20 protein-coding genes are annotated in these 24,834 nt (G+C 63.1%); 12 read left to right on the top strand and 8 right to left on the bottom strand.

Features of this window, described 5'->3' with window-relative positions; all coding sequences use genetic code 11:
• The first annotated feature begins 20 nt into the window (after nt 1-20).
• Genes ENJ54_02380 through ENJ54_02365 form a run of 4 tightly spaced genes read left to right on the top strand, consistent with a single transcriptional unit; the run spans nt 21 to nt 5,371 of the window.
• The gene (locus tag ENJ54_02380; protein HFC08692.1) at nt 21-2,225 is read left to right on the top strand and encodes a hypothetical protein; all 2,205 of its coding nucleotides are present in this window, start codon (nt 21-23) and stop codon (nt 2,223-2,225) included.
• Between the two features lies 1 nt (nt 2,226).
• Entirely contained in the window at nt 2,227-3,189 is a 963-nt protein-coding gene (rsgA, locus tag ENJ54_02375) for a ribosome small subunit-dependent GTPase A (protein HFC08691.1), read from the top strand.
• A gap of 32 nt (nt 3,190-3,221) precedes the next feature.
• Nucleotides 3,222-4,280: a carbohydrate kinase family protein gene (locus tag ENJ54_02370; protein HFC08690.1), complete on the top strand. Its 1,059-nt coding sequence runs from the start codon at nt 3,222-3,224 to the stop codon at nt 4,278-4,280.
• Nucleotides 4,281-4,282: 2 nt separating this feature from the next.
• The gene (locus ENJ54_02365) at nt 4,283-5,371 is read left to right on the top strand and encodes a M20/M25/M40 family metallo-hydrolase (GenBank protein HFC08689.1); all 1,089 of its coding nucleotides are present in this window, start codon (nt 4,283-4,285) and stop codon (nt 5,369-5,371) included.
• Nucleotides 5,372-5,511: 140 nt separating this feature from the next.
• Here ENJ54_02365 and ENJ54_02360 read toward each other — a convergent pair whose 3' ends face one another.
• The 8 genes from ENJ54_02360 to ENJ54_02325 all read right to left on the bottom strand — a co-directional run bounded on the left by ENJ54_02360 (nt 5,512) and on the right by ENJ54_02325 (nt 13,647).
• Nucleotides 5,512-6,477 (bottom strand): hypothetical protein, encoded by a 966-nt coding sequence (locus tag ENJ54_02360; GenBank protein ID HFC08688.1) that lies wholly within the window; start codon nt 6,475-6,477, stop codon nt 5,512-5,514.
• A 44-nt stretch (nt 6,478-6,521) separates the two neighbouring features.
• Complete coding sequence (locus ENJ54_02355; protein ID HFC08687.1) at nt 6,522-7,088, bottom strand: metallophosphoesterase; 567 nt, start codon at nt 7,086-7,088, stop codon at nt 6,522-6,524.
• Entirely contained in the window at nt 7,085-7,918 is an 834-nt protein-coding gene (locus ENJ54_02350) for a hypothetical protein (protein HFC08686.1), read from the bottom strand. The genes ENJ54_02355 and ENJ54_02350 overlap by 4 nt, the downstream gene beginning before the upstream one ends.
• Nucleotides 7,919-8,023: 105 nt before the next feature.
• The gene (locus ENJ54_02345; GenBank protein ID HFC08685.1) at nt 8,024-8,737 is read right to left on the bottom strand and encodes an ABC transporter ATP-binding protein; all 714 of its coding nucleotides are present in this window, start codon (nt 8,735-8,737) and stop codon (nt 8,024-8,026) included.
• Between the two features lie 12 nt (nt 8,738-8,749).
• Entirely contained in the window at nt 8,750-9,556 is an 807-nt protein-coding gene (locus tag ENJ54_02340) for an ABC transporter ATP-binding protein (GenBank protein ID HFC08684.1), read from the bottom strand.
• A 10-nt stretch (nt 9,557-9,566) separates the two neighbouring features.
• Nucleotides 9,567-11,219, bottom strand: a complete 1,653-nt coding sequence (locus tag ENJ54_02335; protein HFC08683.1) for a leucine/isoleucine/valine transporter permease subunit — start codon at nt 11,217-11,219, stop codon at nt 9,567-9,569.
• Between the two features lie 15 nt (nt 11,220-11,234).
• Nucleotides 11,235-12,305 (bottom strand): branched-chain amino acid ABC transporter permease, encoded by a 1,071-nt coding sequence (locus tag ENJ54_02330; GenBank protein ID HFC08682.1) that lies wholly within the window; start codon nt 12,303-12,305, stop codon nt 11,235-11,237.
• A 130-nt stretch (nt 12,306-12,435) separates the two neighbouring features.
• A complete protein-coding gene (locus tag ENJ54_02325; protein HFC08681.1) occupies nt 12,436-13,647 on the bottom strand; it encodes a branched-chain amino acid ABC transporter substrate-binding protein in 1,212 nt (403 codons plus the stop codon).
• Between the two features lie 219 nt (nt 13,648-13,866).
• On the opposite strand from ENJ54_02325, the gene gyrB reads away from it, so the two are divergent.
• The 8 genes from gyrB (at nt 13,867) to hutH (ending at nt 24,649) form a co-directional block, all read left to right on the top strand.
• Nucleotides 13,867-15,783, top strand: a complete 1,917-nt coding sequence (gene gyrB, locus ENJ54_02320) for a DNA topoisomerase (ATP-hydrolyzing) subunit B (GenBank protein ID HFC08680.1) — start codon at nt 13,867-13,869, stop codon at nt 15,781-15,783.
• Nucleotides 15,784-15,801: 18 nt separating this feature from the next.
• The gene (locus ENJ54_02315) at nt 15,802-18,033 is read left to right on the top strand and encodes a serine/threonine-protein kinase (GenBank protein HFC08679.1); all 2,232 of its coding nucleotides are present in this window, start codon (nt 15,802-15,804) and stop codon (nt 18,031-18,033) included.
• Nucleotides 18,034-18,103: 70 nt separating this feature from the next.
• Nucleotides 18,104-18,679 carry a xanthine phosphoribosyltransferase gene (gene xpt / locus ENJ54_02310; protein HFC08678.1) on the top strand — a complete coding sequence of 192 codons (576 nt, stop codon included), beginning with the start codon at nt 18,104-18,106 and terminating at the stop codon, nt 18,677-18,679.
• A 3-nt stretch (nt 18,680-18,682) separates the two neighbouring features.
• Nucleotides 18,683-20,227 carry a glutamine-hydrolyzing GMP synthase gene (guaA, locus tag ENJ54_02305; GenBank protein HFC08677.1) on the top strand — a complete coding sequence of 515 codons (1,545 nt, stop codon included), beginning with the start codon at nt 18,683-18,685 and terminating at the stop codon, nt 20,225-20,227.
• A 4-nt stretch (nt 20,228-20,231) separates the two neighbouring features.
• Nucleotides 20,232-21,233, top strand: a complete 1,002-nt coding sequence (locus ENJ54_02300) for a hypothetical protein (protein ID HFC08676.1) — start codon at nt 20,232-20,234, stop codon at nt 21,231-21,233.
• 61 nt (nt 21,234-21,294) lie between these two features.
• The gene (locus ENJ54_02295) at nt 21,295-22,350 is read left to right on the top strand and encodes a hypothetical protein (protein HFC08675.1); all 1,056 of its coding nucleotides are present in this window, start codon (nt 21,295-21,297) and stop codon (nt 22,348-22,350) included.
• A gap of 25 nt (nt 22,351-22,375) precedes the next feature.
• Nucleotides 22,376-23,080 carry a phosphatidate cytidylyltransferase gene (locus tag ENJ54_02290; GenBank protein ID HFC08674.1) on the top strand — a complete coding sequence of 235 codons (705 nt, stop codon included), beginning with the start codon at nt 22,376-22,378 and terminating at the stop codon, nt 23,078-23,080.
• A gap of 3 nt (nt 23,081-23,083) precedes the next feature.
• Entirely contained in the window at nt 23,084-24,649 is a 1,566-nt protein-coding gene (gene hutH, locus ENJ54_02285) for a histidine ammonia-lyase (GenBank protein HFC08673.1), read from the top strand.
• Nucleotides 24,650-24,834 lie beyond the last annotated feature (185 nt).

Below are 24,834 nucleotides of genomic sequence, written 5' to 3'. Positions count from 1 at the left end.
CTCCCGCGGCTGGAGTGCCTATGTCCCGCTTTCGGTTCCTTTCTGCGTTGTCGCTCTTTTTGCTTGCAGCAGTGCTTCTGGTGGCCTGTACGCCGCCGGGCACCGGCACGCCGTCGGGGCCCACGGCGCTGCCTTCCCCCTTCATCGCCACCACCCACGTGCCCGACCCGCAAGTCGTGGCCGAAGCCTACCTGCGCGCCTGGCAGCAAGATGACTACACCAGCATGTATCACCTGCTGACTTCCGTCAGCCAGGACGCCATTAGCAAAGACGACTTCGCCGCCTATTACAAAGACATTGCGGAAAACGCCGCACTGCAAAGCGTGGATTTCCGCATTCGCTCTTCGCTGCTGGCGCCCCGCAGCGCCCAGGTGGCTTACACTGTCACGCTGCACAGCGCGGTGGTGGGCGACATCACCCGCGACACCGTCATGCACCTCAGCCTCGAAAAGGGCATCTGGCGCGTGCAGTGGGATGAGGCGCTCATCCTTCCCGAACTGCACGGCGGCAAGCGCCTTGCCCTGGACCTGCAAGTGCCTGCCCGCGGGGAAATCTTCGACCGCAACGACAAGGTCATTGCCACCCAAACCGAGGCCATGTCCATCGGCCTGATGGCTGGGCAAGTGGACCCGGAACAGGAAAACAGCCTTTTCAGCCTGCTCTGGCGCGTCACCGGCATCCGCCCCGCCTACCTGCGTGCGGCTTACGAATCTCCCCCGCCGGGCGGCTATGTGCCCATTGCCGAAGTTTCCGCCGACGTGGCCGACAAATATTACAAGCAACTGGTCGGTTATTCAGGCATCGTGCTGCGCCGCTACACCGGGCGGTGGTACTACGGCGGCGGGGTTTCCCCCCACGGTGTAGGCTACATCAGCGCCCTGCAGCCCGACGAACTGGCAAAATATCGCCGCAAAGGCTACCGCGTCGACCAGAAAATCGGGCGCATGGGGCTGGAACGCTGGGGCGAGCCTTACCTGGCGGGCAAAAACGGCGGCACGCTCTACGTGGTGGACGACAAAGGCAACATCGTTCAGGCGTTAGGCAAAGCCTCGCCGCGCCCGGCCGACACCCTTTACACCACCATCGACCGCGACCTGCAACTACAAGCCCAACAGGCCATGAAAGGCTTCGTTGGGGCCATTGTGGTGCTAGAACGCGACACAGGGCGGGTGCTCGCGCTGGTTTCCTCGCCCGGCTTCGACCCCAACGCCTTCGAGGCCGCCAACTTCAACAGCGGCGCGCTGCTGCAACAACTCAACAGCCCGGCCAAACCCATGTTGGACCGCGCCACGCACGGCCTTTACCCCCCAGGCTCAATTTTCAAAATCATTACTATGGCCGCGGCGCTGGAAAGTGGCCGCTTTCAGGAAGACACCATCTACGACTGCGGCTACGAATTCAAAGAAATCCCCGGCCTGACCCTCTACGACTGGACTTACGACCACGGCTTCCACCCCAGTGGCAAACTCAACCTGCCCGAAGGGCTGATGCGCTCCTGCAACCCTTATTTCTGGCATATTGGGCTGGACCTTTACAAACATTACAAACCCAACGCCGTGGCGCAAATGGCCCGCGGCTTTGGGCTGGGCAGTCCCACCGGCATCGAAATCGGCGACGAGGCAGGGCAAATTCTCGACCCCACCAACGAGCGGGAAGCCGTGCAACAGGCCATCGGGCAGGGCACCACGCTGGTCACCCCGTTGCAGGTAGCCGACTATGTCGCGGCAGTGGGCAACGGTGGGACGCTTTACGTGCCACAAATGGTGGAAAAAATCGTCGGCCCTGACGGCCAGGTCGTCGAACAGTTCAAACCCAAAGTGCGCGGCCACCTGCCGGTCAGCCCCGAAAACCTGGCTATCATCCGCAAAGGGATGCGAATGGTAGTCGCCAACCCGCGCGGCACAGCCTACTGGCGCTTTCTCAATTTCGGCATTCCGCTATACGGCAAAACGGGCACAGCCAGCACCGCGGCAGGGAAACCCCATGCCTGGTTCGTAGCCTACACCGACGCCCAGCGGGAAGACAAGCCCGACATCGCCGTGGCTGTGGTGGTGGAATATGGCGGCGAAGGCTCAGAAGTGGCCGCGCCCATTTTGCGCCGCGTGGTGGAAATCTACTTCTACGGCAAACCGCGGGCGCTCTACCCGTGGGAATCGCAAATCGGCGTGACCCGCACCCCCACGCCTGAAACCACCGGCACCCCCACCGCGACCCCCAAACCCTGAAATGCCCAACGACAAAAACACCCCCGACGCTTTGCCCCGCGGGCTGGTCATCCGCTCGCAATCGGGCTTTTACACCGTGCATACCGACGACGGCGAAGAAATCACCTGCCGCCTGCGGGGCAGGCTCAAACGCGGCCCCAGGCGCGGCGACCTGGTCGCTGTGGGCGACTGGGTGCGCTTCCGCCGCCTGCCCGACGGCACTGGCCTGATCGAAGCCATCGAACCGCGCGTCCGCAAACTTTCCCGCATGGCCCCCACCCCGCGCGGCGAATATGAGCAAATCATCATCGCCAACCCCGACCAGGCCGTGTTCGTCTTCGCCTGCGCCCAGCCCGAACCCCGCCTGCGGATGCTGGACCGTTTCCTCGTCATCAGCGAAAAACAAGACATTCCCGCGCTCATCGTAGCCAACAAAGCCGACCTGGTAGGGCTGGAAAAAGCCAAAGCCCTCTTCGGCCACTACGAAACCATCGGCTACCCCGTGCTCTACACCTCCGCGGCCACCGGTCTGGGGGTCGAGGCCCTGCGCGAGCACCTGCAGGGCAAGGTCTCGGTGTTTGCCGGGCCGTCGGGGGTGGGCAAATCCAGCCTGTTGAACGCGGTGCAGCCCGGCCTGGGGCTGGCTGTGCGGGAAATCAGCAAAGCCACCGGCAAAGGCCGGCACACCACCGTGGTGCGGCAAATGTTCCCATTGGAGGGCGGTGGCTGGGTGGCCGACACACCGGGGCTGAAAGCGCTTTCTCTGTGGGATATCGAACCTGAAGAACTCGACGGCTATTTCCCCGAATTTCGCGAATTGGTGCGCCTGTGCCAGTTCAGCGACTGCACCCACATCCACGAACCCGGCTGCGCCATCCGTCAGGCCGTCGCGGAAGGCCGCATTCACCCGGAACGCTATGCTTCTTACGTGCGCATGCGCCTGGGTGAGGAAGGCTACCAGCGCGGCGACCTGATCGACTTGTAAGTTCCCCAGCCTCTCCGGGGAACCTCCTCGCTGTGTGTTGTCCCCGCAAAGCAGCGCGGCGGCTGCTGGCCTTCCTGGTGCTTTCTCTCATGGCCGATTACCTTTTTCTTGGGGCGCTGACCCGCGACTTCATCCTGCCACCGCACGGCAAACCACTGCTGGATGTTCCTGGCGGGGGCGTGCTTTACGCCGCGGCAGGCGCGGCGCTGTGGGGCGGCAAGGTGGGCGTGGTGGCGCGCGTGGGGGAAGATTTCCCTCGCACCTGGCTGGACACCATTCGCCAACGCGGGTGGGACATCCGGGGCATCAAAATTCTGCCTCAGCCGCTGGACACCCGCCGGGTGCTCATCTATCGCCCTGACGGCGGCCTCAGCAACGAACAGCCTGCCAGCGCCTTTGCCCGCCGTGGGCTCGACTTTCCCCGTGAATTGCTGAACTACGCTCCTCACACCCTGCGCCGCGCCGACCTGGAACAACCCACGCCCACCACCCTACGCCTGGCCGATTTGCCCCCCGATTTTGCCGACGCACGGGCTGCCCATTTTTGCCCCCACGACTTCCTGACACACCATTTGTTACCCGCCACACTGCGCACCGCGGGCGTGCCGCTTACCACCCTTTCTCCCCACCCCGCTTACATGACCTCCCTCTTCGCCCAGCGCATCCCCCCCCTGGTGCACGGGCTGACCGCGCTCATCACCCCCGAAACCACGCTCGCCGCGCTGTTTCGCGAACAGTACAGCGACCTGTGGGAAATGGCCACTGCCATAGGCCACTGGCAGGTGGAACTGGTGGTCATTCGGCGCGCAAGCGGCGAGGTATGGCTTTACGAAAGCACCTCCCGCCGCCGCTGGGTGATTCCTGGCTACCCCACCGAGGTGGCCGACCCCACCGGCGCGGACGATGCCTTTGCCGGTGCCTTCCTGGTCGCCTATCGGGAAACCCTGGACCCCGTCCAGGCGGCCGTGCGTGGCGCAGCCACGGCCACGCTGGCTGCCGAAACCCGGGGCGTTTTTGCCCTTGCCGATACCCTGCCCGCCTTGCTCCACGCCCGCGCCGAGGCGCTGATGCGTGATGTCCGTCAGGTGTGACAATGCCCTCGCTGCTTCCACGCCTGCTCGACCTGGCTGTTGCCATCCAGCAAATTCCCGCACCCACGGGGGAAGAAACCGCCCGCGCGGCCTTCGTGAAGGAGCGCTTTGCCGCCGAAGGGCTGGCCGTAGAAACTGACGCGGTGGGCAATGTGTACGCCCGCCTGCCGGGGGCTTCCTCGGCGCGGCCAGTGGTGGTTTCCGCACACCTGGATACGGTGTTCCCAGCCAACACCCCGCTTGCCATGCAGCGCGACGCCCACCGCATTGCAGGGCCAGGCATTGGCGACAACAGCGTCGCGGTGGCAGCCCTGCTCGGCCTGGTGTGGCTGCTGCGCGTCGAAAACCGCCGTCTGCCCACCGACCTCTGGCTGGTTGCCAACGTGGGCGAAGAAGGGTTAGGCAACCTCAAAGGCATGAAAAGCATTGTGGCGCGCTTTGGCGCGCAGGCCCGTGCTTACATCGTGCTGGAAGGGCTGGGGCTGGGCTGGGTGTACCCGCGCGCGCTGGGAGTGCGGCGTTATGCTCTTACCGTCCGCACAGCAGGGGGGCACGCCTGGGCCAATGCCGGTTCGCCTTCTGCCATTCACACGCTGGCAGCGCTCATCACCCGCCTGGAAGCCCAACAGCGCCCGCGAGAAACCTCGTTCAATGTCGGCACCTTCCACGGCGGCGTTTCCATCAACACCATCGCCCCTGAGGCCCGCGCCGAAATTGACCTGCGCGCCGTCCATGCCGACGCTCTGGAAGCCCTGGCCCAAAGGCTGGAAGCCGAAGCCCATCGGGCGCGCCAGCCCGGCGTCGAAATCACCTGGGAACACATCGGTGACCGCCCGACGGGGAGCCTCCCCCTCAGCCATCCCCTGGTGCAGGCCGCGCTAACGGCTCTGCGCCGCCGCGGCCTCAGCGGGCGCACGGCTGTGGCCTCGACCGACGCGAACATCCCCCTCAGCCGCGGTTACCCGGCCATCTGCCTGGGGTTGACCACGGGAGGCGGTGCACACACCCTCAAGGAATTCATCCACACCCGCCCCCTGAGCACCGGCCTCGCGGTGCTCGCCGAGACCGTGGTCGCAGCCAGCCGCCTGTAGCCCGGCGTCTCCCCTCAAGCCCCCCATCAGACCAGAGCGCGGTTTTCCCCGCTTTATGCCCTGGGCACCACCTCGCCTTTAAACAAATTCAGGGCGCAACATTAAAGTTGCACCCTGAAAGTTTTTGCGGTTTCCGAATGCTACTGCCCTTGCTTCGCCACCGTGGTGGTGATGTCGGTATCCATGCTAAAAGGCATCGGCAGGGCATCGGTGTTGTCTTTGCTTTTGGGGTCCACCAGCAACACTTTCCCTTCGACATGCTGAGTTACCTGAGATTCGCGCAAAAGCCCCGTGCCCACATCCACCGTCAGCGTGCCTTGCTGCGTGCCGCTGAGGTCATAGATGACGTCGAAAAGCGGGTTTTGGCCTGTCTCCCGTTTGGTAGCATCAGACTTCAGCGTGGCTTCCATCGCGATCACCGCTTGATTATCCTGCCATGATTTCACGGTGTAAGTGGCATGGACATCCAGCGGGAAAGTGACCTTGAGCTGCGAGTCGGTAGTCCACGTGGACCCCACCTTGAGGGGGGTATCGGGGTAATCGCCAAAGGCCGTCTTGAACTGCTCGGTGATGGCATCTTCGCCAAAGGAATCGGTCAACGCTTTGTAAAACGCGTCGGTAGATTCTTTATCTCCAAAGCCCACCCCTTCGGCCACCTGGCGGAACATCTCATCCAGGCCGTCAATCTTGACCACCTCACCTTTGAGGGTGAATTCCATGCTGAACGACTTGCCGACCAGCAAATCGAGGCCCTTGAAGAAATCGGGCGGCTCCTGCCCGCTGGCAGTATCAAAAGAGCGTTTTTGCCCGCCCTGGTCCTGCTCCATCGCCACACGCGTATAAGTCACCTTGACCGTCGTATTGCCATTCTCGGCCACCTGGGTGACCTCCCAGCGATATTCCATTGTCATTTTCTGGTCAAGGGTCATCTTCTGCCCCATGATTTCTTGCGAAATGTGCTGGTTGGTCACAGTGGTAACTTTGTAAACATCGCCCTGTTTGAGATGCAGGCGCAGGGTGAAGGTCGAAGGGCCACAAGCGGCCAAAAGCGTCATCAGGAAAACGGCCAGCACCCCACTGGCCCACAAACGAACCGAACGCGACATGTTGTTTCCTCCAAATCTGGAAAGAGCGGATAGAACGGAAGGGATTATACCTCAACCTGCGCCTGACCCAACACACGCAGTTCTCCCCACACGGTACGCCCATTGATATGCAACAAGCCCACCGCTCGCGGCACGCCCGGCAGCGCAGGCACCACGGGCGAGCCCGGGTTACACAACAGTTGAACCCCCACCCAACGGCAAACGGGGTAATGGGTGTGGCCGAACACCACCACATCCACCTGGGGGAAAGCAGCCAACGCGCGATAGGCAAAACGGGCAAACGGCGGCGCGCCGCGGCGAAAGTGCTCCCACTTATCCCCCAAATAGCGCCGGAAAGAGCCATGACCGTGGCACATGCCCACACGCACCCCTTCAAACTGCAACACCCGCCGCGATGGCAAGCGCCGCAGGAAATACCAGTCGCGGTTGCCCCGCACGGCATAGGTGGGCGCAATGGCTTCCAGCGTGGTCAGCACCGACGGGCGAATGACATCGCCAGCGTGCAAAATTGCCGCGACGCCAGCCTGCCGAAAGATCTCCAGCGCCTCGGGCGGCACGGCGCGGGCCCGGTCGGGGACGTGGGTGTCGGCAATAACGCCAAGGGTGATCATCTTTCGCTTTCCATCCCCGCGGCGCGGCGAATGAAGGCGCGAGTGCGCCGCGAGAGGCGCGACGCGCCGCCCGTGGCTTCCACGGCATCGAGCAATGCCAAGGTCTGCTCAGGCGCCTGACGCGCCCAGCCGGCATGCAGCACCTGCAAAACGAGCCGAGCCGCTTCACCGCCGCTCTCTTGAAGCCATCTCGCCAACAGTTGCGCCAGCGCCGTTTTGTCTTCATCCGTGCCGAAGGCGCCCACCTGCTTCAGGGCCTCCGCCAACGGCCGCTGCACCTCAGGATGAACCACCTGGGCGGGCGTGAGTCGCGCGAGCAGGGAAAGCACCTGGCGAGGATAGGGCTGCGCCAGCACGGCTGCAGCCTGGAGGGCCGTTTGCCCCACGCGGGGGCCTCGTGCGGGGTCCAGCCAGGCCTTCAGCAAAGCAGCCGCCGCGGGAAAGTGCTCATCGCGGCCATGCTGCCCAAGGGACGTCGCCAGGGCAAAACGCACCTCAGCCCGCCTGTCGCCCGCCAGGCGGGTGAGCAAGGCCGACCACGCGGCTTCCCCCCGCAGGTATCGCAAAGTGAGCGCCACCGCGGCCAGCGCCCGCCCGCCGGCAAGCGGGTGTTCGGCCAGGGAGCGCAAATAAGCCGCGGGCACCGTTGGAGCAGCCAGCACCTCGCCCAACGGCACCAGCACGCGGGCGACATCCTCGGAGGCCAGGCGGGCATTCGCTGTAAACGCCTTCCACGCCGCCAGCCCTTCCAGGGCCAGGTCGAGGGCTTCGGGGCTGCCAATGCGGGCGGCCCCCTTGAGATCGATGAGCAGCGCGTCACGGTCGAGCATACATCCTCCACAGTTTATGGGAACACAAGGCGCCCTCCACGCCAGCGCCTTTAAAGGCAAATGCGCGGGGCCAGCCCGCGCATTGTACCACGGAGAAGCGATGGTTCATTCCATGCCGAGGTAAGTCTTCTGCACCATTTCGTTAGTGCGCAGGTTTTCAGCCGTATCGGCCAGCACAATTTCGCCCGTGCGGAGCACGTAGCCGCGGTGGGCAATGGAAAGCGCCATGAGCGCGTTTTGCTCGACCAGTAAGATGGTTGTGCCTTGCTTGTTGATATCCACGATGGTGTCGAAGATGAGTTCGACCAGCACCGGCGCAAGGCCCATCGAAGGCTCGTCCAGCAACAGCAAACGGGGGCGCGCCATCAGCGCGCGGCCGATAGCAAGCATCTGCTGCTCACCACCCGAAAGCGTGCCCGCCACCTGATTGCGGCGTTCCTTCAAGCGGGGGAAGAGTTCGTAAACTCGTTCCAGGTCGGCTTTGATGCCTTGTTTGTCGTTGCGGCTGTAAGCGCCCAGGTCGAGGTTTTCGGCCACCGTCAAGCGGGCAAAGATACCGCGGCCTTCCGGCACCATCGACACACCTTTGTAAACGATTTCATGGGGCTTGAAAGTCGTCAGGTCTTCGCCTTCCAAAATGACCGTGCCCTGACGCGGCTTGATGAGGCCCGTGATGGTGCGCAGGGTGGTGGTTTTGCCCGCGCCGTTCGCGCCAATCAGGGTCACGATTTCGCCTTTTTCCACGGTCAACGAAATGCCTTTGAGGGCCTCAATGTTGCCGTAGAAGGAATGGACGTCGTGAAGTTCAAGCATAGCCATAAGCGCACTCCTTTACGCCGTTGCCGCGGCCTGGCTGCTTCCCAAACCAGAGGCAGCCCCCCGCCCCAGGTAGGCTTCAATCACCCGCGGGTTGCGCTGAATTTCTTCGGGTTTGCCCTCGGCAATCTTCTTACCAAAGTCCATCACCGCGATTTTCTCGCTGATGGTCATCACCACTTTCATATCGTGCTCAATGAGCAAAATGCTCAAGCCGAGTTCATCCCGCAGGTGGCGGATGAAGCGAATCATCTCGCCAGTCTCGTTGGGGTTCATACCAGCGGTCGGCTCATCCAGCAACAAGAGTTTAGGTTTACTGGCAAGGGCACGGGCAATTTCCAGACGCCGTTGTGCGCCGTAGGGCAGGTTGCGAGCCAGTTGGTCGCCCAAACCGCTCAGCCCCACGAAATTGAGCAGTCGCTGGGCCTCTTCCAGGGCTTCTTTTTCTTCCTTGCGGTAGCGGGGCGTGTGCAAGATTGCATCCCACCAGTTATGATGCATCAGCGGGTGCCGCCCCACCATGATATTTTCCAACGCCGTCATGTTGGCAAACAACCGGATGTTCTGGTAAGTGCGGGCAATTCCCATGCGCGTTACCCGATCGGGCCGGAAGCCCTGAATTTCGTGGCCGTCGAAGATGATTTGCCCTTCTTCGGGCGTGTAGAAGCCAGTGATGCAGTTGAAGAAGGTGGTCTTGCCCGCACCATTCGGACCAATGACCGCAGCGATGCTGCCGGCTTCAATGGTGAAATCCAGGCTGTTGACGGCCACCAACCCGCCAAACCGTTTCGTCACACCTTTTGCAATCAAAATGGGAGCCATAAAACGCCTCCTAATCGCCCGTCTCTTCGACGCGCAGTTCGCGTTTCCGAATGGGTTCCGGCCAGAAGCCCTCGGGCTTGAGCAGCATCATGGCAATCAATGCCAGGCCGTACATCAGCATCCGGTACTCGGCAAATTCTCGCAGCAGTTCGGGCAGCCCCACCAACGCCATCGAGCCGACCACCACGCCGGGCAGGCTTCCCACGCCACCCACGATGATGAGCGAGAGCACGTTGATGGAAATCAGCAGGTTGAAACTGTGGGGGAAAATGGAACCGACATACGAAGCGAAGATAGCGCCCGAAAGGCCGGAGAACGAAGCGCCAAAGGCAAAGGCCGTCAGTTTGGTGACCACCAGGTCGATGCCCATAGCCTCGGCGACGTCCTCATCCTCGCGCATCGCCATCCACGCCCGCCCGAGCCGCGACTCACGCAGGCGGTAGGCCACAAAGAACGCGAGAATGATACCCGCCAGGATGAGGTAGTAGAAGTGAATGGGCGTCTCCAGGGTCCAGGGGCCAAAAGGCGGCTTCTTGATGAGCAAGATGCCCTGCGCGCCGCCAATGAGGGGCTTCAGCCAGTTGGAAAGCGCCAGGATACGGATGATCTCGCCGAAACCTAAGGTCACGATGGCCAGGTAGTCACCCCGCATCCGCAGCACCGGAATACCAAGCAAGATGCCCGCCACCAGCGCCACAAGGATGGAGAACGGCAGGGCTTCCCAAAAAGTGAAGTGCGCAATCCCCAGCGGGCCGGTAGAGGTCAACAGCCCCATGGTATAAGCGCCCAAGGCGAAGAAGGCCACATAACCGAGGTCGAGCAGGCCAGCGTAACCCACCACGATGTTCAGGCCCAACCCCATGATGATATACAGGCCAACCATGTTGAGTACATGGCTGAGGTACGAGCCCAAAATGGCAGGCAAAGCCAGCAGCAGCACCATCAACCCTACGGAAATCGCCCAACGGCGGACACTCGGCGACAGCCGCGCTTGCGGTAACTCGCCGGCGGCTTCCAGGGCGGCACGTTGCTCGGCGCGCTTACGGGCCAGGACGACATAGGCGATCGTCAACCCAAACACCAGCACTGCGCCCACATAATTCAAGCCCTCAGCGTTCATGAACGGCTCAAAGAGCACGCCGATGGTCATGCCTTTGAATAAGTCGGAAAGCATACCCACCGTGATGGTGATGAGCGTGGAGCGAATGATGGCATCGCGCCAGAAAGGTTCAAGCAGTGTCAATCCGGCCAGCACCGCGCCTAACACCGCGCCGAGCACAATCATCAAAATCAAGCCCGTCGTCGGGGGTTGCCCAAACCGCAAAAGGGCATACAACTGCGGCGAGGTACGCACGAACATATAATGAAAATCTATCCACTGACCAAGAAAAGGGTACAACCCCAGCACCAGGCCGCCCACACCCCCCGCAAAGGTGGTGTGCAACAGACGCCCCCCCACAGGCGAGTGGTCCCGCAGCGCAAACACATACAACACCGTGCCTGCTGCCAGCAACAGGGTGATGTGCCCCAAAGAAAGGTCAGCGATCACGGCCCGCTTGCTGAACGTCTGCACCATCCCCACCAGCGTGAAGTAGAGCGCGACAGCACCCGCCAGCAAGCCAGCCCATAACGCTTGTTTCCAGGTCGATTGCTTAGATTCCATATCTCACCGCCTTGGCTACACTTTCTCTTCAGAAAGGCGCTCGCCCAAAATACCGCTGGGGCGGAAAATCAGCACCAACACCAGCAGGGTGAAGGCGATGACGTCCTTCAACTGGTAGGAAGCCGGAATGCCCAGGCCTTCCAGAATCAGCCCCGGCCCCAACGCCTCAAAGATGCCCAGGAAGAAGCCGCCCAGCATAGCGCCAGGCACATTCCCAATGCCGCCTAACACCGCGGCTGTGAAGGCTTTGATGCCGGGGACGAATCCCATGAAGAAGTGAACCTGCTTGAAAATCAGGGCGTAAAGCACACCGGCAATCCCTGCCAGCGCCGAGCCCAGAATGAAGGTGTTGACGATGATGCCATCGACATCCACCCCCATCAGGGCGGCGACATCCTTGTCCTCGGCGACCGCGCGCATGGCTTTCCCGGCCTTGGTATATTGCACATAAGCATACAGGCCTGCCATCAACAGCAACGACACAATGATCACCAGCAGATGGACTTTCAAGATTTTGACGCCCAGCACCGAGACTTTACCCACAAAAATGTTCATATCCGGGTACGCCTCCACACCTGAACCGTAGAAGCCCCGGAAAGTATATTCAATCGTGAACGAGGCGCCAATGGCGGTGATCAGCGGCACAAGGCGAGGGGCGCGCCGCAAGGGGCGATAAGCCACTCGCTCAGTAATCAATGCCACCACCACCGAGGTCGCCATAGCCAGCAGCATCACCAATAACAACGAAATGATGGGGTGCGAGTTGTAAATGCCATACTGATCCAGTTTGGCTGCTAAAAAGTAGCCCGTAAAAGCGCCAGCCATGAAAATATCGCCGTGGGCGAAGTTGATCATGAAAAGAATACCGTAAACCAGGGTGTACCCCAGAGCAATCAGCGCATACACGCCGCCCTGTGAAAACCCATAAACAACAAAATCCATCCACTGCTCTTTGGTGTAATACGCATTGTGGATGGAGCCAAAGACGCCAACAATGGCAATCACGACAATTGCCAGGCCGAACGCCCACACAATGATGTCAACCAGGCTAAGGCGTTCAAGGAAATGTTTGAGTTTATCAGCCATGAAGCCTCCCTCTTGCACTCGCCGCCGGGGGAGCGGCGAACCGTTCCCCCGGCGTGCAGAGGTGGATATGGGTTAGGGGTGCCGGAAGCAACCTCCCGGCACCCCTGCACAGTCCTACGGGAGCCAGAAGTTACTTCTTAGGCCACACCGGGACGTACTTGCCATTCTGAATCTGGTTGATGTTGATCTTCGGGTCAGCGCAGTCACCGTACTGGTTGCAGGTGAGCGTGCCGGTCAGGCCCTTGAAGTCCTTGGTGCTGAAGAGGGCCTGGCAGAGCGCCTTGCGCGGAATGTGGATGGTGCCGTCTTTCTCCACCACCGCCACCTTCTTGATGGCATCGAGCAGCATCATCGCCGCGTCGTAAGCATGCAGGTGGAAAGCGCTGGGCGGTTCCTGACCGTATTTGGCCTCGTATTTCTTGTTGAACTCGGCATTGTTCACCGCTGCGGGGCCGGAGAGGTACATGCCCTCAGCCGCTTCGCCTGCCGCCTTGATGAAGTCCGGCGAAATCATGCCGTCGGAGCCCATCAGCACGGTCTTCTCGAGGCCGGGCACCTCTTTCGCCTGCTGGGTAATCAGGGCGCCTTCCTGGATGAAGATCGGGTAGTAGAGGACGTCGGGCTTGCTGGCCGCAATCTTGGTCAGCACTGGGCGCATGTCGGTGTCGCCGACGTTGATGGCTTCCTGAGCCACGCACTTGCCGCCCAGTTGGGTGAAGACGTCGCAAGCCACTTGCTGCAGCTGCTCGGCATAGGGGCTGCCGTCGTGGATGGTCGCCATGGTGCGGGCACCCAAGACGTTGTAGGCAAATTCAGCCACAGCCTTACCCTGCACTTTGTCGTTGTGGGCAGTGCGCAGGTAGCACTCGGCATGCGTCTTCGGGTCGGTCAGCGAAGGGGCCGTGTTGGAAGGCGAAATCATCACAATGTGAGCATCCGAGAGGATCTTGGAAGCAGGCTCACCCGCGCTGGAGCAGGCCGTCCCGATCACGCCCACAATGGACTTGTCGGCTGCCAGTTTCTGAGCAGCAGTCTGACCGCCCTCAGCGGAGCACTGAGCATCTTCCTTCACCACCTGGATGGTGTGCTTGCCCAACCAATCCTTGTTGGCCGCGGTGAAGTCGTCCACGGCGATTTCCACGCCGCCCACTTCGTCCACGCCCAGCGATTCATTGGGGCCGCTCAACACCACCGCCACGCCCATCTTGATCGGGTCGTTGGGGCCAATGTTGACACAGCCGTAGGGGTCGTCACACTTATAAGTGGACTTCTGACCGCAGGCCGCCAAAGCCAGCACCGCGATCATCACTACGGCGAACAAAATGAACCATCGCTTCTTCATACTTCCTCCTCCTTACACCTTGCAGGGTGAACGGATATTGAAGCCAGGTACACCACCAAGTGCACCCGTTGTTGAATTTTACAACAAAGGAAAGGCACAATCAAGCCTCACCCCCACCACGCCCCTTTTGTTTACGGAAATTTTATACTGGTGCCCCGCCAACACCGCTTCAAGCCGCCCTATGGTAGAATTGAGCCGACTGTGACCGTGGAGGTATCTGTGACACCAACGCCTGACCAAACTTACGACGCCTCAACCATTCAGGTGCTCAAAGGGCTGGAAGCCGTCCGGCGCCGCCCCGGCATGTATGTCGGCGGCACCGACATCAAGGCCCTTCACCACCTGATATACGAGGTCGTAGACAACTCTATCGACGAAGCGCTGGCGGGCGCGTGCGACCGCATCGAAATCATCATCCACCCCGACCAGAGCGTCACCGTGGCCGACAACGGCCGCGGCATTCCCGTTGATATTCACCCCGAAACCGGCAACTCGGCCCTGGAAGTCGTGATGACCACCCTGCACGCCGGCGGCAAATTTGGCGGCGGCGGCTACAAGGTCTCGGGCGGGCTGCACGGCGTCGGCGTTTCGGCCGTCAATGCCCTTTCCGAGTGGTGCGAGGTGGAAGTCAAGCGCGGCGGCAAAATCTACCGCCAGCGCTACGAACGCGGCTACCCTGTCACCCCGGTCGAAGAAATCGGCAAAGCCCCCAAAGGTGAAACCGGCACCCGCACCACCTTCAAATTCGACCCTACCATCTTCAAAGGCGACCTGCGTTACCGCTTCGAAACCTTGGTGCAGCGGTTCCGCGAAATGGCTTTTGTCACCCGCGGCGTAACCATCCACTTTCGCGATGAGCGCACCGACCGCGAAATGACCTTCTACTTCGAAGGTGGCATCAAATCCTTCGTCCGCTACCTCAACCGCAGCCGCCAGCCGCTGCACCCCGTCGTCCACGCCGAAAAAGCCATCGACAACATCCACATCGAATTCGCCCTGCAATACACTGACGCTTTTACCGAATCGGTGTATGCCTTTGCCAACACCATCAACACCATCGACGGTGGCACACACCTCACCGGCCTGCGCTCGGCCATCACCCGCACCCTCAACGACTACGCCCGCAAGGCTGGCCTGCTGAAAGATTCCGACCCCAACTTCACCGGCGACGACACCCGCGAAGGCCTCACCGCCATCGTCAGCGTCAAGCACCCCGACCCGCAGTTTGAAAGCCAGACCAAAGTCAAACTGATGAACCCCGAGGTGCAGACCTACACCGCCCAGGTGGTGAGCGAGGCTTTGAGCACCTTCCTCGAAGAAAACCCCTCGGCCGCGCGCGCCATCGTGCACAAATGCCTCACCTCGGCCCGTGCCCGCACCGCCGCGCGCAAAGCCCGTGACCTCATCATCCGCAAATCGGCGCTCGAAAGCCTCACCCTGCCCGGCAAACTCGCCGACTGCTCTTCGCGCGACCCCGAACATACCGAACTCTACATCGTTGAGGGTGAATCGGCCGGCGGCTCGGCCAAACAGGGCCGCGACCGCCACTTCCAGGCCGTGCTTCCCCTGCGGGGCAAAATCCTCAACACCGAGCGAGCCCGCCTCGACAAAATCCTTTCCAACAAGGAAATCAAAGCCCTCATCTCGGCCCTGGGCACCGGCATCGGCGAAGACTTCAACATCCAAAACCTGCGCTATGGCCGGGTCATCATCATGACCGACGCGGACGTCGACGGCAGCCACATCCGCACCCTGTTGCTCACCTTCTTCTTCCGCTACATGCTGCCACTCATCGAAGAAGGCCACCTCTTCATCGCCCAGCCGCCGCTCTACCGCATTGCCCACAAAAACAAGGTGCGCTACGCCTACACCGAAGCCGAGCGCGAGCGCATCTTGCAAGAAATCGGCGACGGCGTCAAAATTCACCTCCAGCGCTACAAAGGCCTTGGTGAAATGAACCCACAACAACTGTGGGAAACCACCATGGACCCCCAAACGCGCACCCTCCTCAAGGTGACCATTGACGACGCCGCGGAAGCCGACCGCGTCTTCAGTATGCTCATGGGCAGCGAAGTGCCTCCTCGCCGCCGCTTCATCCAAACCCACGCCCGCGAAGTCCGCAACCTGGACATCTAACCCCGAGGTCAAAACATTATGGCGCTTCAAGTTGGCGACATGCTTCAGGGGCGCTATCGCATCCTTTCCGTGCTGGGGCAGGGAGGGATGGGATCGGTCTATCGGGCCCTGGACACCACCCTCAACATCGAAGTCGCCATCAAAGAAAACCTGTTCGGCTCTTCCGAATACGCCGAACAATTCAAGCAGGAAGCCCGCCTGCTGGCCTCCTTGCGCCACCCCAACCTGCCTCGCGTCACCGACTACTTTGTCATCGAAAACCAGGGGCAATACCTGGTGATGGACTACATCGAGGGGGAAGACCTCAAAGCCCGCATCGAGCGCACCGGCAAAATCAGCGTGCAGGAAGCCGTCACCATCGGACTGGCCCTGTGCGACGCGCTGGAATACCTGCACAGCCAGCAGCCTCCCATCATTCATCGCGACATCAAACCCGGCAACGTGCGCATCACCTCCGAGGGGCACGTCTTCCTGGTGGACTTCGGGCTGGCAAAAGTCGGCGGGCACGACCAGCGCACCGTGACCGGTGCGCAGGCGGTCACCCCGGGCTTTTCCCCGCCCGAGCAGTATGGCACCTCCCATACCGGCCCCCATTCCGATATCTACAGCCTGGGGGCTACCCTCTACATGGCGCTGGCAGGGGAAGCCCCGCCCGATGCCTTCGAACGCGCCCTCGACCAGGCCGAACTGCGCCCACTGGACGCGGTCAACCCCGAAGTGCCCGCGGCCCTGGCGCAAATCATCGAAACGGCCATGGCCCTGCAGGCCAGCGACCGCTTCGCCTCAGCAGCAGAAATGAAAGCCGCGCTGCTAAGCCTCGACCTGGTGCCCAACCAGGAACAGCGCCTGCAAGACCATCAATGGGTGATCTCACCCCCCCCGGGCATCGGGGGGTGGCGCAGCGCCCCGGCCGAAGACGGCGGAAGTGGGAAAAAGCCCCCTTCCCAACCGCCCTCAGCCGCCGCAGGCGCGACGCCGGGTTCCCAACCCCGCCCCTCATCCGCCGCCCAACCCGCCCCTTCCCGCCCCCACAAGCGCTACCGCCGCCTGCGGGTGTGGTTCTGGCTTAGCCTGATTGCCCTGGTATTGGCCGCGTGGTATCGCGTCTCCCCTCACACGCTGCAAGCGACGGCGTTGCAGGTCGAACAGTGGGGGCAAGCCAGGCTGGCGCCCTACGTCGCCCGCTGGGTGCCGGGCTGGCAAACCGCTGCCTCACCACCTGCCACGCCCCCCACCGCCCCCGCGGGCGCCACCATCACGCCCCTGGCCGTCGCCGCGCACGCCAGCCCCACCCCTACCCCCAGCCTCACACCTTCCCCCACGGCGACCACCACCCCGCGGCCTTCCCCCACCGCCACACCAACGCCGACCATCACCCCTACCCCCGCGCCCACCCCCATTGGCGGCAGCGGGCAACTGGCCTTCGCCTCACAAAACGGCGACGAAGCCCAAATCTGGCTGGCCGACACCACAGGGCATATCATCCGCCAGCTCACCGAGCGCCCCGGCGGCGCCTGTCAGCCCGCCTGGGCCCCCGACGGCAACGCGCTGGCTTTCACGGCCCCATGCAAAACCAACCAGTCGGTCTACCTGGAAAGCCAGATTTACCTCCTCCATCTGGATTCTGGCAAAGTAGACGAACTGACACCGCCAGAATGGGGCGGCTACGACCCGGCCATCTCGCCCGATGGTCGCTACCTGGCATTCACCAGCCTGCACAGCGGCAGCCCGCGGCTCTATTTGCTGGACCTGAGCACGCACAAGATCACTCCCCTGACCCCTGAGATGCCGCAAACGGCTCAGCCCGCCTGGTCTCCCGACGGCCGCTACCTGGCGTTCACCAGCCTCGATACCTCGCGCATCTGGCTGCTTCCCTTCGACCCCACCACCGGCAAAACTGGTGAGCCGCAACCTTTCTCGCACAGCGGGAGCAAACTGGATGCTCACCCCACCTGGGGCGGCGACGGCGCACTGCTGGTCTTCTCGCAGTTGCCTTCCAAACAAGCCCTGCCTTACCTCGTCAAAGCGCCGCTGGCCCAAAAGGGCTTGCGGGAATTCCCCCTCACCGTCATCGGCATGGCAATGCGGGAACCTGCGGCCTCGCCCGACGGGCGGTGGCTGGCCTTCGAAGGCTGGAAAGACCCCAACCACGACATCTTCCTGCTTTCCATTGATGGCGCCCAGGTGAAACGCCTCACCACTCGCGACGGATGGGATTTCGACCCCGCCTGGCGTCCTTCGCTTCCGTAGCCACGCCGCCCCGGCTTTCGCTTGCACCGCCTCCTGCGGCGTGGAACTTCCCTTCCACAAGGAGCGCGTCATGCAAGCCCTGAAAGAACGCATCCTCGCCGAAGGCCGCTACCTCGGCGGCGGCATCCTCAAGGTGGATTCCTTCATCAACCACCGGGTCGATGCTGGCCTGATGATGGCCTGCGGCCAGGAACTCGCCCGCCGCTTCGCTTCCACTCACCCTCAAAAAGTCTTCACGGCCGAAATTTCCGGCATTGCACCTGCCCTGGCAACCGCTTACCACCTCGGCGTGCCGCTGGTCTTCGCCCGCAAACACCGCCCCGTGACCATGCCCGACCAGATCTTCCTCACCCTCACGCCTTCTCACACCAAAGGGCGTGAGGTGGAACTGATGGTCTCGCCCGAATACCTGCACGCGGGGGAACACATCCTCATCATCGACGACTTTCTGGCTTCTGGAGAAACCATTTTAGGGCTTGTGCGGCTGGTGCAGGCCGCGCAGGCAGAAGTTGTGGGCATCGGCGCGCTCATCGAAAAGACCTTCGAAGGCGGGCGCGCCAAACTGGAACCGCTGGGCGTGCCCATCGAAGCCCTGGCGCGCATCAGCGCCCTGCACGACGACGGACGCATCGAATTCGCGGAGTAACCCGTGAACGCCCCCCTCATCGTCCTCGATTTTGGCTCCCAATATGCGCAACTCATCGCCCGCCGGGTGCGCGAGCAGGGGGTGTATAGCGAACTTTTCCCTCACGATGCCCCAGCCGCCGAGGTGATGGCGCTGCACCCCAAAGGCTTCATCCTCTCCGGCGGCCCGGCCTCGGTCTATGCCCCCGACGCGCCGCAAATTCCGCGCTATGTGCTGGAAAGCGACCTGCCCGTGCTCGGCGTGTGCTACGGGATGCAGGCGCTCACCCACGCCCTCGGCGGCACGGTCAACCCTGCCCCGCAACGGGAATACGGCCCCGCCACGCTGGAAGTGCTGCGCCCCAACCCGCTGCTGCCGGAAGGCCGCTACCCGGTGTGGATGTCCCACGGCGACCGCATCGAGCGCCTGCCGGAAGGCTTCGAAGTGCTGGCGCGCACGGCCAACAGCCCCATCGCAGCGATGGGTGACCTGCGGCGGCGCTATTTCGGCGTGCAGTTCCACCCCGAAGTGCAGCACACGCCCCGCGGCGGCGAAATCTTGCGCCGCTTTGCCGTGGAAATTTGCGGCGCTTCCCCCGACTGGACGCCCGAAAACATCATCACCGAAAGCGTGGCGCGCGTGCGGGCGCAGGTGGGGGATGAGCCGGTGCTTGCGGCGGTCAGCGGCGGGGTGGATTCCACCGTGGCGGCGGCCTTAGTGCACCGCGCCGTGGGCGAGCGGTTGACCGCCGTGTTCGTGGATACCGGTCTGCTGCGGGCGGGCGAGCGCGAGCAGGTGGAAGCCGCGTTCCGCGATGCGCTGGGGGCGCGCCTGGTCGTGGTAGACGCGGCCGACGAATTCCTGCAAGCCCTGCAGGGCATCACCGACCCCGAAGCCAAGCGCCGCATCATCGGCGAAAAGTTCATCCGCATTTTTGAACGCGAAGCCCGCCGCCTGGGCCAGCCGCGCTTTCTGGTGCAGGGCACCATCTACCCCGACGTCGTAGAATCGCGCGCCCCCGACCGGGCCAAAGCCCACCGCATCAAGAGCCACCACAATGTCGGCGGGCTGCCCGAAAAGATGGCTTTCGACCTGGTAGAGCCGCTGCGCTACCTTTTCAAAGACGAAGTGCGCGCCGTAGGCGAGGCGCTGGGCCTGCCGCGGGCGATGGTGTGGCGGCAGCCCTTCCCGGGGCCTGGGCTGGCGGTGCGCTGCCTTGGCGAAGTTACGGCTGAGCGGCTGGCGAAATTGCGCGCCGCCGACGCCATCTTCACCCGCGCGCTGGAAGCCGCCGGGCTACTGGGCGGGCGCGGGAGCGCGGTTTCCCAGGCCTTTGCCGTGCTGCTGCCGGTCAAATCGGTCGGCGTGATGGGCGACCAGCGCACCTATCAGGAAACCCTCGTGCTGCGCGCCGTCACCACCGACGACTTCATGACCGCCGACTGGGCCCGCCTGCCCGCCGACCTGCTGGCCGAGGTCTCACGGCGCATCGTCAACGAAGTGCCGGGCGTCAATCGCGTGGTGTACGACATCACCACCAAACCCCCGGCGACGATTGAGTGGGAATAACCCCATGCGGCTCTGGACGACCATTCTCTCCCAAGCCTGGGAAATCACCCGCCAACGGCGAGCGTTATGGCGGTTCGGATTCCTGGCCGCGCTGCTGGGTTCCCCCTTGCTGCTGAACGCCTTCCAGGCCCCACCCTTGAGCGGCGATTACCTACGGAACACACCGCCGCGCGCCCTGACCATGACGGGCTGGCAACCCCCAACCCTGTGGCTGAAAGTCTTTACGGCATTGTCTCCTCACACCGCCACGAGCATGGCCGAGGCAATGGCGGTGAGCACCCTGGCACTGATGCTGGCGTTCTACGGGCTTTCCGTTGTGGGCAAAGCCGCGCTGCTCCACAGCGTCGCCCCCCACCACCGCAGCGCCCCCCTCCATCCCAGCGCTTTGTGGTCCGAAAGCCGACAATTCTTCTGGCGGCTGTTTCTCTTCCCTTTGCCGGCCACGCTGGCATTCGGCCTGGCCGCCGTGGGGGCTGGAGTGCTCGTTGGGCTGGTGGCATGGCTGGCGGGGCTTGTAGCGGTGGTAGTCGCGGTGCCGCTCTTTGGCGCGCTCGTGCTGCTGGCCTGGCTGCTCCACATTTACGTGGAACTTGGCAGCAGCGCCATCGTGCTCGAAAACCGCACCTTCCGGCAGGCTCTGGTGCAGGGGTGGAAAGCGTGGAAAGCCCGTTTTTGGCAGGTTGTGATGGTCGCCCTGGTATTGAGCATCATCCAGTGGGTCATTGCAACCGTGCTGTTCTACCTTGGTTCCATTCTGATGCTTGTGCTTGCTACCCTGTTACAAATGTGGAAAGCCACGCTGATTCCCTGGTTCGTTGCCCACCCCTTCGTGCTGGCGGCGGCTTCCGTCGGCCTGATGTTGAGCGGGAAACTGGCTTTAGCGGCCGTGCTGGCCCCGGTTACGACCTTCGTCTTGGTAAGTTGGGGCTTGCTTTACCAGGCGCTGGTCACGCCTGAAGCCCCGTCGCCAGCCTCTCCATCCCAAGCCCTCCCCAGCACGCCTTGATGGCATATCATCCAATACCTGTAAAGGAATTTTTGGACAGGCTTCTAAGGAGGAAAAAACCATGCCTTACCAGGAAATTCTGAGCCGCGCCTGGCAAACTCTCAAACGCCAGCCAGCATTGTGGTTGTTTGGCTTGCTGAGCGCCTGCGCAGGCGGGACTTACGGGCGCATTGCCCTGCCCTCCTTCAACTTTCAAACACCGTCCTTCTCGTCGCCGGGAACGATCGGGCACGGCTCCCCCAACATTCCCCCCGAACTCGAACACTGGTTGCACGCGCTAAGCACCATTCCAGAGCGCACGTGGGTACTCATCGCCCTTGGGTTCCTGACGCTGCTGCTGGTGTGGCTCGTCGTCATGCTGGCCGTGCGCGCCATCGCCGACCCGTCGCTCCTGCGGGGCATCCTGAGCGACATTCGCGACGGCCACCCGCTCACCACAAGCGAAGTCTTCAACGAAGGCAAACGCTTCTTCTGGCGCATGGTGGGGTTCGCCCTGCTCATCGGAGGAAGCGCGGTCCTGCTGGCGATCATCTTTTCCCTGCTCACCCTCGTTCTCACCTTCGCCACCTTCGGGGTGGGGTTGCTCTGCCTCATCCCCCTGATCATTCTCGCCATCCCCTTCATCTGGCTGGTGGAACTCTACCTGGAAATGGCGCGGCTGGCGCTGGTGGTGGAAGACCTGCCCCTGCTGGCCTCCTTTTCTCGCGGCTGGGAAGTGCTGAAAAACAACTTCTGGAACGCGGTGGTGATGGGCGTGTTGCTGACCGCCATCCACCTGGGGGTGGGTATTGCCCTCGGCGCGCTTTTCGTGGGCATCGTCATCGTGGTGCTGGTCGGGCTGGCCCTGCTGGCCGCGCTTTCCGCGGCTGCCGGGTCGTTCCTGCCGGTGATCTTCGTCGGCATTTTGGCGGGGTTCATCGTCTTCGTGCTCTACCTCTTCTTGCTGGGCCTGTTGCAAACCTACCTGCAAAGCGCCTGGGTGCTGGCCTACCTGCATTTCATCGGCGGCGAGCCTCAGCCGCAGGAAACCACCTCGCCAGCGGGTGCCCCTGCAGCGCCGGAAAGCACCCCCGACGCACCGCCCGCCGACCGCGCCGCGTCCTTCCGCGCGGCCTGACGCCCGCCTCCCTCCTCGAGGTTTCATGCTGCACAACAACATCCTGGCCTTAGCCCTCACCTTTCTCATCTCGCTCGTCTGGCTGCGGCTGAACGACTTTGCCGCGGCGCGCGGCTGGGTGAGCAGCCGCCTGAGCCGCAAAATCATCCACATCGGCACCGGCCCGCTGTTCGTGCTCTGCTGGCTGCTTTTCGACAACGCCCCCGAAGCCCCCTACCTTGCCGCGTTGGTGCCGCTGCTCATTACCGCCCAGTTTGCCCTCATCGGCCTGGGGCTGTGGCGGGATGACGCCGCGGTGCAGGCCATGTCGCGCACGGGCGACCGGCGGGAAATTCTGCGCGGGCCGCTCTTTTATGGCCTGATTTTCGTGCTCCTAACCGTGCTCTACTGGAAAAGCCCCGCGGGCGTGGTGGCGCTGATGCTGCTCTGCGGCGGCGATGGCATCGCCGACTTGGTGGGGCGGCGCTGGGGCAGGCACCCCCTCCCCTGGTCGCGGCGCAAAACCTGGGAAGGCAGCCTGGCCGTTTTCCTGGGCGGGTGGCTGCTGGCCGCGGCGGTGCTGGCGGCGTATGTCGCCGCGGGCGCTTTCCCCGCGCCGTGGGCGGCTTACCTTGTCCCGCTGACCGCGGTGGCTTTTGCGGCCGCGGTGGTTGAATCGTTGCCTTTGGAAGAGATCGACAATCTCACCGTGCCACTGGCCGCCGTGCTGCTGGCACGCCTTTGGTGGTAAACCATGCTCACGATCGACGGACATCACCTCACGCTGGAAGAAATCGCCGCGGTGGCCCGCCGCGGCGAACCCGTCCAACTGGCGCCTGCTGCCCGCGAGCGGCTGGTGCGCGGCCACCGTTGGGTGCAGGAAATCCTGGCCGCGGGCAAGCCGGTCTATGGCATCAACACCGGTTTCGGCATTTTTGCCGACCGCCGCATCTCGGCGGAACAGGCCGCCCAACTGAGCCGCAACCTCATCCTCAGCCACGCGGTGGGCACCGGCGCGCCCCTGCCCGAAGAGGTGGTGCGCGCCGCAATGCTGATTCGCGCCAACACCCTCGCCATCGGCTATTCGGGCGTGCGCCCCGTGCTGGTGGAAACCCTGCTGGAAATGCTCAACCGCGGCGTCACGCCCGAAATCCCCTCGCAAGGCTCGATGGGCTCTTCGGGCGACCTTGCCCCCCTCGCCCATCTGGGGCTGGTGATGACCACCGATGCCGCCGACCGCGCCGAGGATTCCGGCTGGGCCATCTACCGCGGCCAGCGGATGCGCGGTAAGGAAGCCATGCTGGCTGCGGGCATTCCCCGGTTGGTGTTGGGGGCGAAAGAGGGGCTGGCCGTCACCAACGGCGCCACCTTTTCGGCGGCCATCCTCGCCCTGGCCGTCCACGACGCCGCCCACTGGCTGGATGTGGCCGAAATCACCCTCAGCATGAGCCTGGAAGCCCTGCTGGGAGCGTCCAACGCTTTCGACGAGCGGGTGCACCGCGCCCGCCGCCACCCCGGGCAAATGGCCGTGGCCGCCCGCGTGCGCGCCCTTACCCGCGGCAGCACCTTCGTGGACGCGGGCGGCAGGGTGCAGGATGCCTATTCGCTGCGCACCGCGCCCCAGGTGCAGGGCGCGGCCCGCGATGCCTGGGCTTTTGTGGCCGGCGTCGTGGAACGGGAAGTCAACGCCGTGACCGACAACCCCCTCATCTTTGGCCCCCACGACGCCATCTCCGGCGGCAACTTCCACGGCGAACCGGTGGGCATGGCTGCCGATTTCCTCGCCATTGCGATGAGCGAAGTGGCCGCCATCAGCGAGCGCCGCATCTTCCGCCTCACCGACGGCAACCTGAACTACGGCCTGCCTTCCATGCTGGTCGATACGCCCGAAGCCGCGGGGCTGAATTCCGGCCTGATGATGCCGCAATACACTGCCGCTTCGTTAGTGCTGGAAAACCAGACCCTCGCGGGCCCCGACAGCACCCGCTCGCTGCCGACTTCCGGCGAGCAGGAAGACCACAACGCCAACGCGATGACCGCCGCCCGCCACGCCCGCGCGGTGATTGCCAACACCGCGCATGTCCTCGCGGTGGAAGCCTACACCGCCGCCCGCGCCCTCGACCTGCGCCTGCGCCAGATGCCGGAAGCCCGCTTGGGGCGCGGCACCGCGGAAGCCTACCGCCGCCTGCGGGAAGCCGTGCCCTACACCCCCGGCGACGCGTGGTGGGGACCGGAAATCGCCCGCACCCGCGAGGTGCTGGCTTCCTGCGAATTTCTGCACGCCGTGAACGCCCGGATAAAAGACGCATCCACCGATTAGCACCGATTGGAGATCGGTGATTGACAGATCTCATTGCTCTGGTTTCCATGCTTGATCTCTCCCTACCCCCGCTTTCAGCGACGCTGCAGCGTCGCTGAAGCCGCCCCCTTCCCTCCCTTGCCAAGGGAGGGAAGGGGGCAGATGAGCGGAGCGCCTGGCCTGAGCGAAGTCGAAGGCCAAGCGAG

It is taken from the genome of Chloroflexota bacterium, from assembly GCA_011322445.1.
Classification (GTDB): domain Bacteria; phylum Chloroflexota; class Anaerolineae; order Anaerolineales; family DRMV01; genus DRMV01.
The sequence above is the reverse complement of the archived record's forward strand: the minus strand, read 5'-3'. Positions and strand labels throughout refer to the sequence as shown.

Excerpts from the sequence above, each read along its gene's own strand:
- ENJ54_02315 (HFC08679.1), top strand. The coding sequence starts at position 15,802 with ATGGCGCTTCAAGTTGGCGACATGCTTCAGGGGCGCTATCGCATCCTT.
- rsgA (HFC08691.1), top strand. The coding sequence starts at position 2,227 with ATGCCCAACGACAAAAACACCCCCGACGCTTTGCCCCGCGGGCTGGTC.
- ENJ54_02300 (HFC08676.1), top strand. The coding sequence starts at position 20,232 with ATGCGGCTCTGGACGACCATTCTCTCCCAAGCCTGGGAAATCACCCGC.
- ENJ54_02355 (HFC08687.1), bottom strand. The coding sequence starts at position 7,088 with ATGATCACCCTTGGCGTTATTGCCGACACCCACGTCCCCGACCGGGCC.
- ENJ54_02365 (HFC08689.1), top strand. The coding sequence starts at position 4,283 with ATGCCCTCGCTGCTTCCACGCCTGCTCGACCTGGCTGTTGCCATCCAG.
- ENJ54_02290 (HFC08674.1), top strand. The coding sequence starts at position 22,376 with ATGCTGCACAACAACATCCTGGCCTTAGCCCTCACCTTTCTCATCTCG.
- ENJ54_02330 (HFC08682.1), bottom strand. The coding sequence starts at position 12,305 with ATGGCTGATAAACTCAAACATTTCCTTGAACGCCTTAGCCTGGTTGAC.
- ENJ54_02335 (HFC08683.1), bottom strand. The coding sequence starts at position 11,219 with ATGGAATCTAAGCAATCGACCTGGAAACAAGCGTTATGGGCTGGCTTG.
- ENJ54_02295 (HFC08675.1), top strand. The coding sequence starts at position 21,295 with ATGCCTTACCAGGAAATTCTGAGCCGCGCCTGGCAAACTCTCAAACGC.
- ENJ54_02340 (HFC08684.1), bottom strand. The coding sequence starts at position 9,556 with ATGGCTCCCATTTTGATTGCAAAAGGTGTGACGAAACGGTTTGGCGGG.
- ENJ54_02350 (HFC08686.1), bottom strand. The coding sequence starts at position 7,918 with ATGCTCGACCGTGACGCGCTGCTCATCGATCTCAAGGGGGCCGCCCGC.
- ENJ54_02380 (HFC08692.1), top strand. The coding sequence starts at position 21 with ATGTCCCGCTTTCGGTTCCTTTCTGCGTTGTCGCTCTTTTTGCTTGCA.
- hutH (HFC08673.1), top strand. The coding sequence starts at position 23,084 with ATGCTCACGATCGACGGACATCACCTCACGCTGGAAGAAATCGCCGCG.
- ENJ54_02360 (HFC08688.1), bottom strand. The coding sequence starts at position 6,477 with ATGTCGCGTTCGGTTCGTTTGTGGGCCAGTGGGGTGCTGGCCGTTTTC.
- ENJ54_02325 (HFC08681.1), bottom strand. The coding sequence starts at position 13,647 with ATGAAGAAGCGATGGTTCATTTTGTTCGCCGTAGTGATGATCGCGGTG.
- ENJ54_02345 (HFC08685.1), bottom strand. The coding sequence starts at position 8,737 with ATGGCTATGCTTGAACTTCACGACGTCCATTCCTTCTACGGCAACATT.
- xpt (HFC08678.1), top strand. The coding sequence starts at position 18,104 with ATGCAAGCCCTGAAAGAACGCATCCTCGCCGAAGGCCGCTACCTCGGC.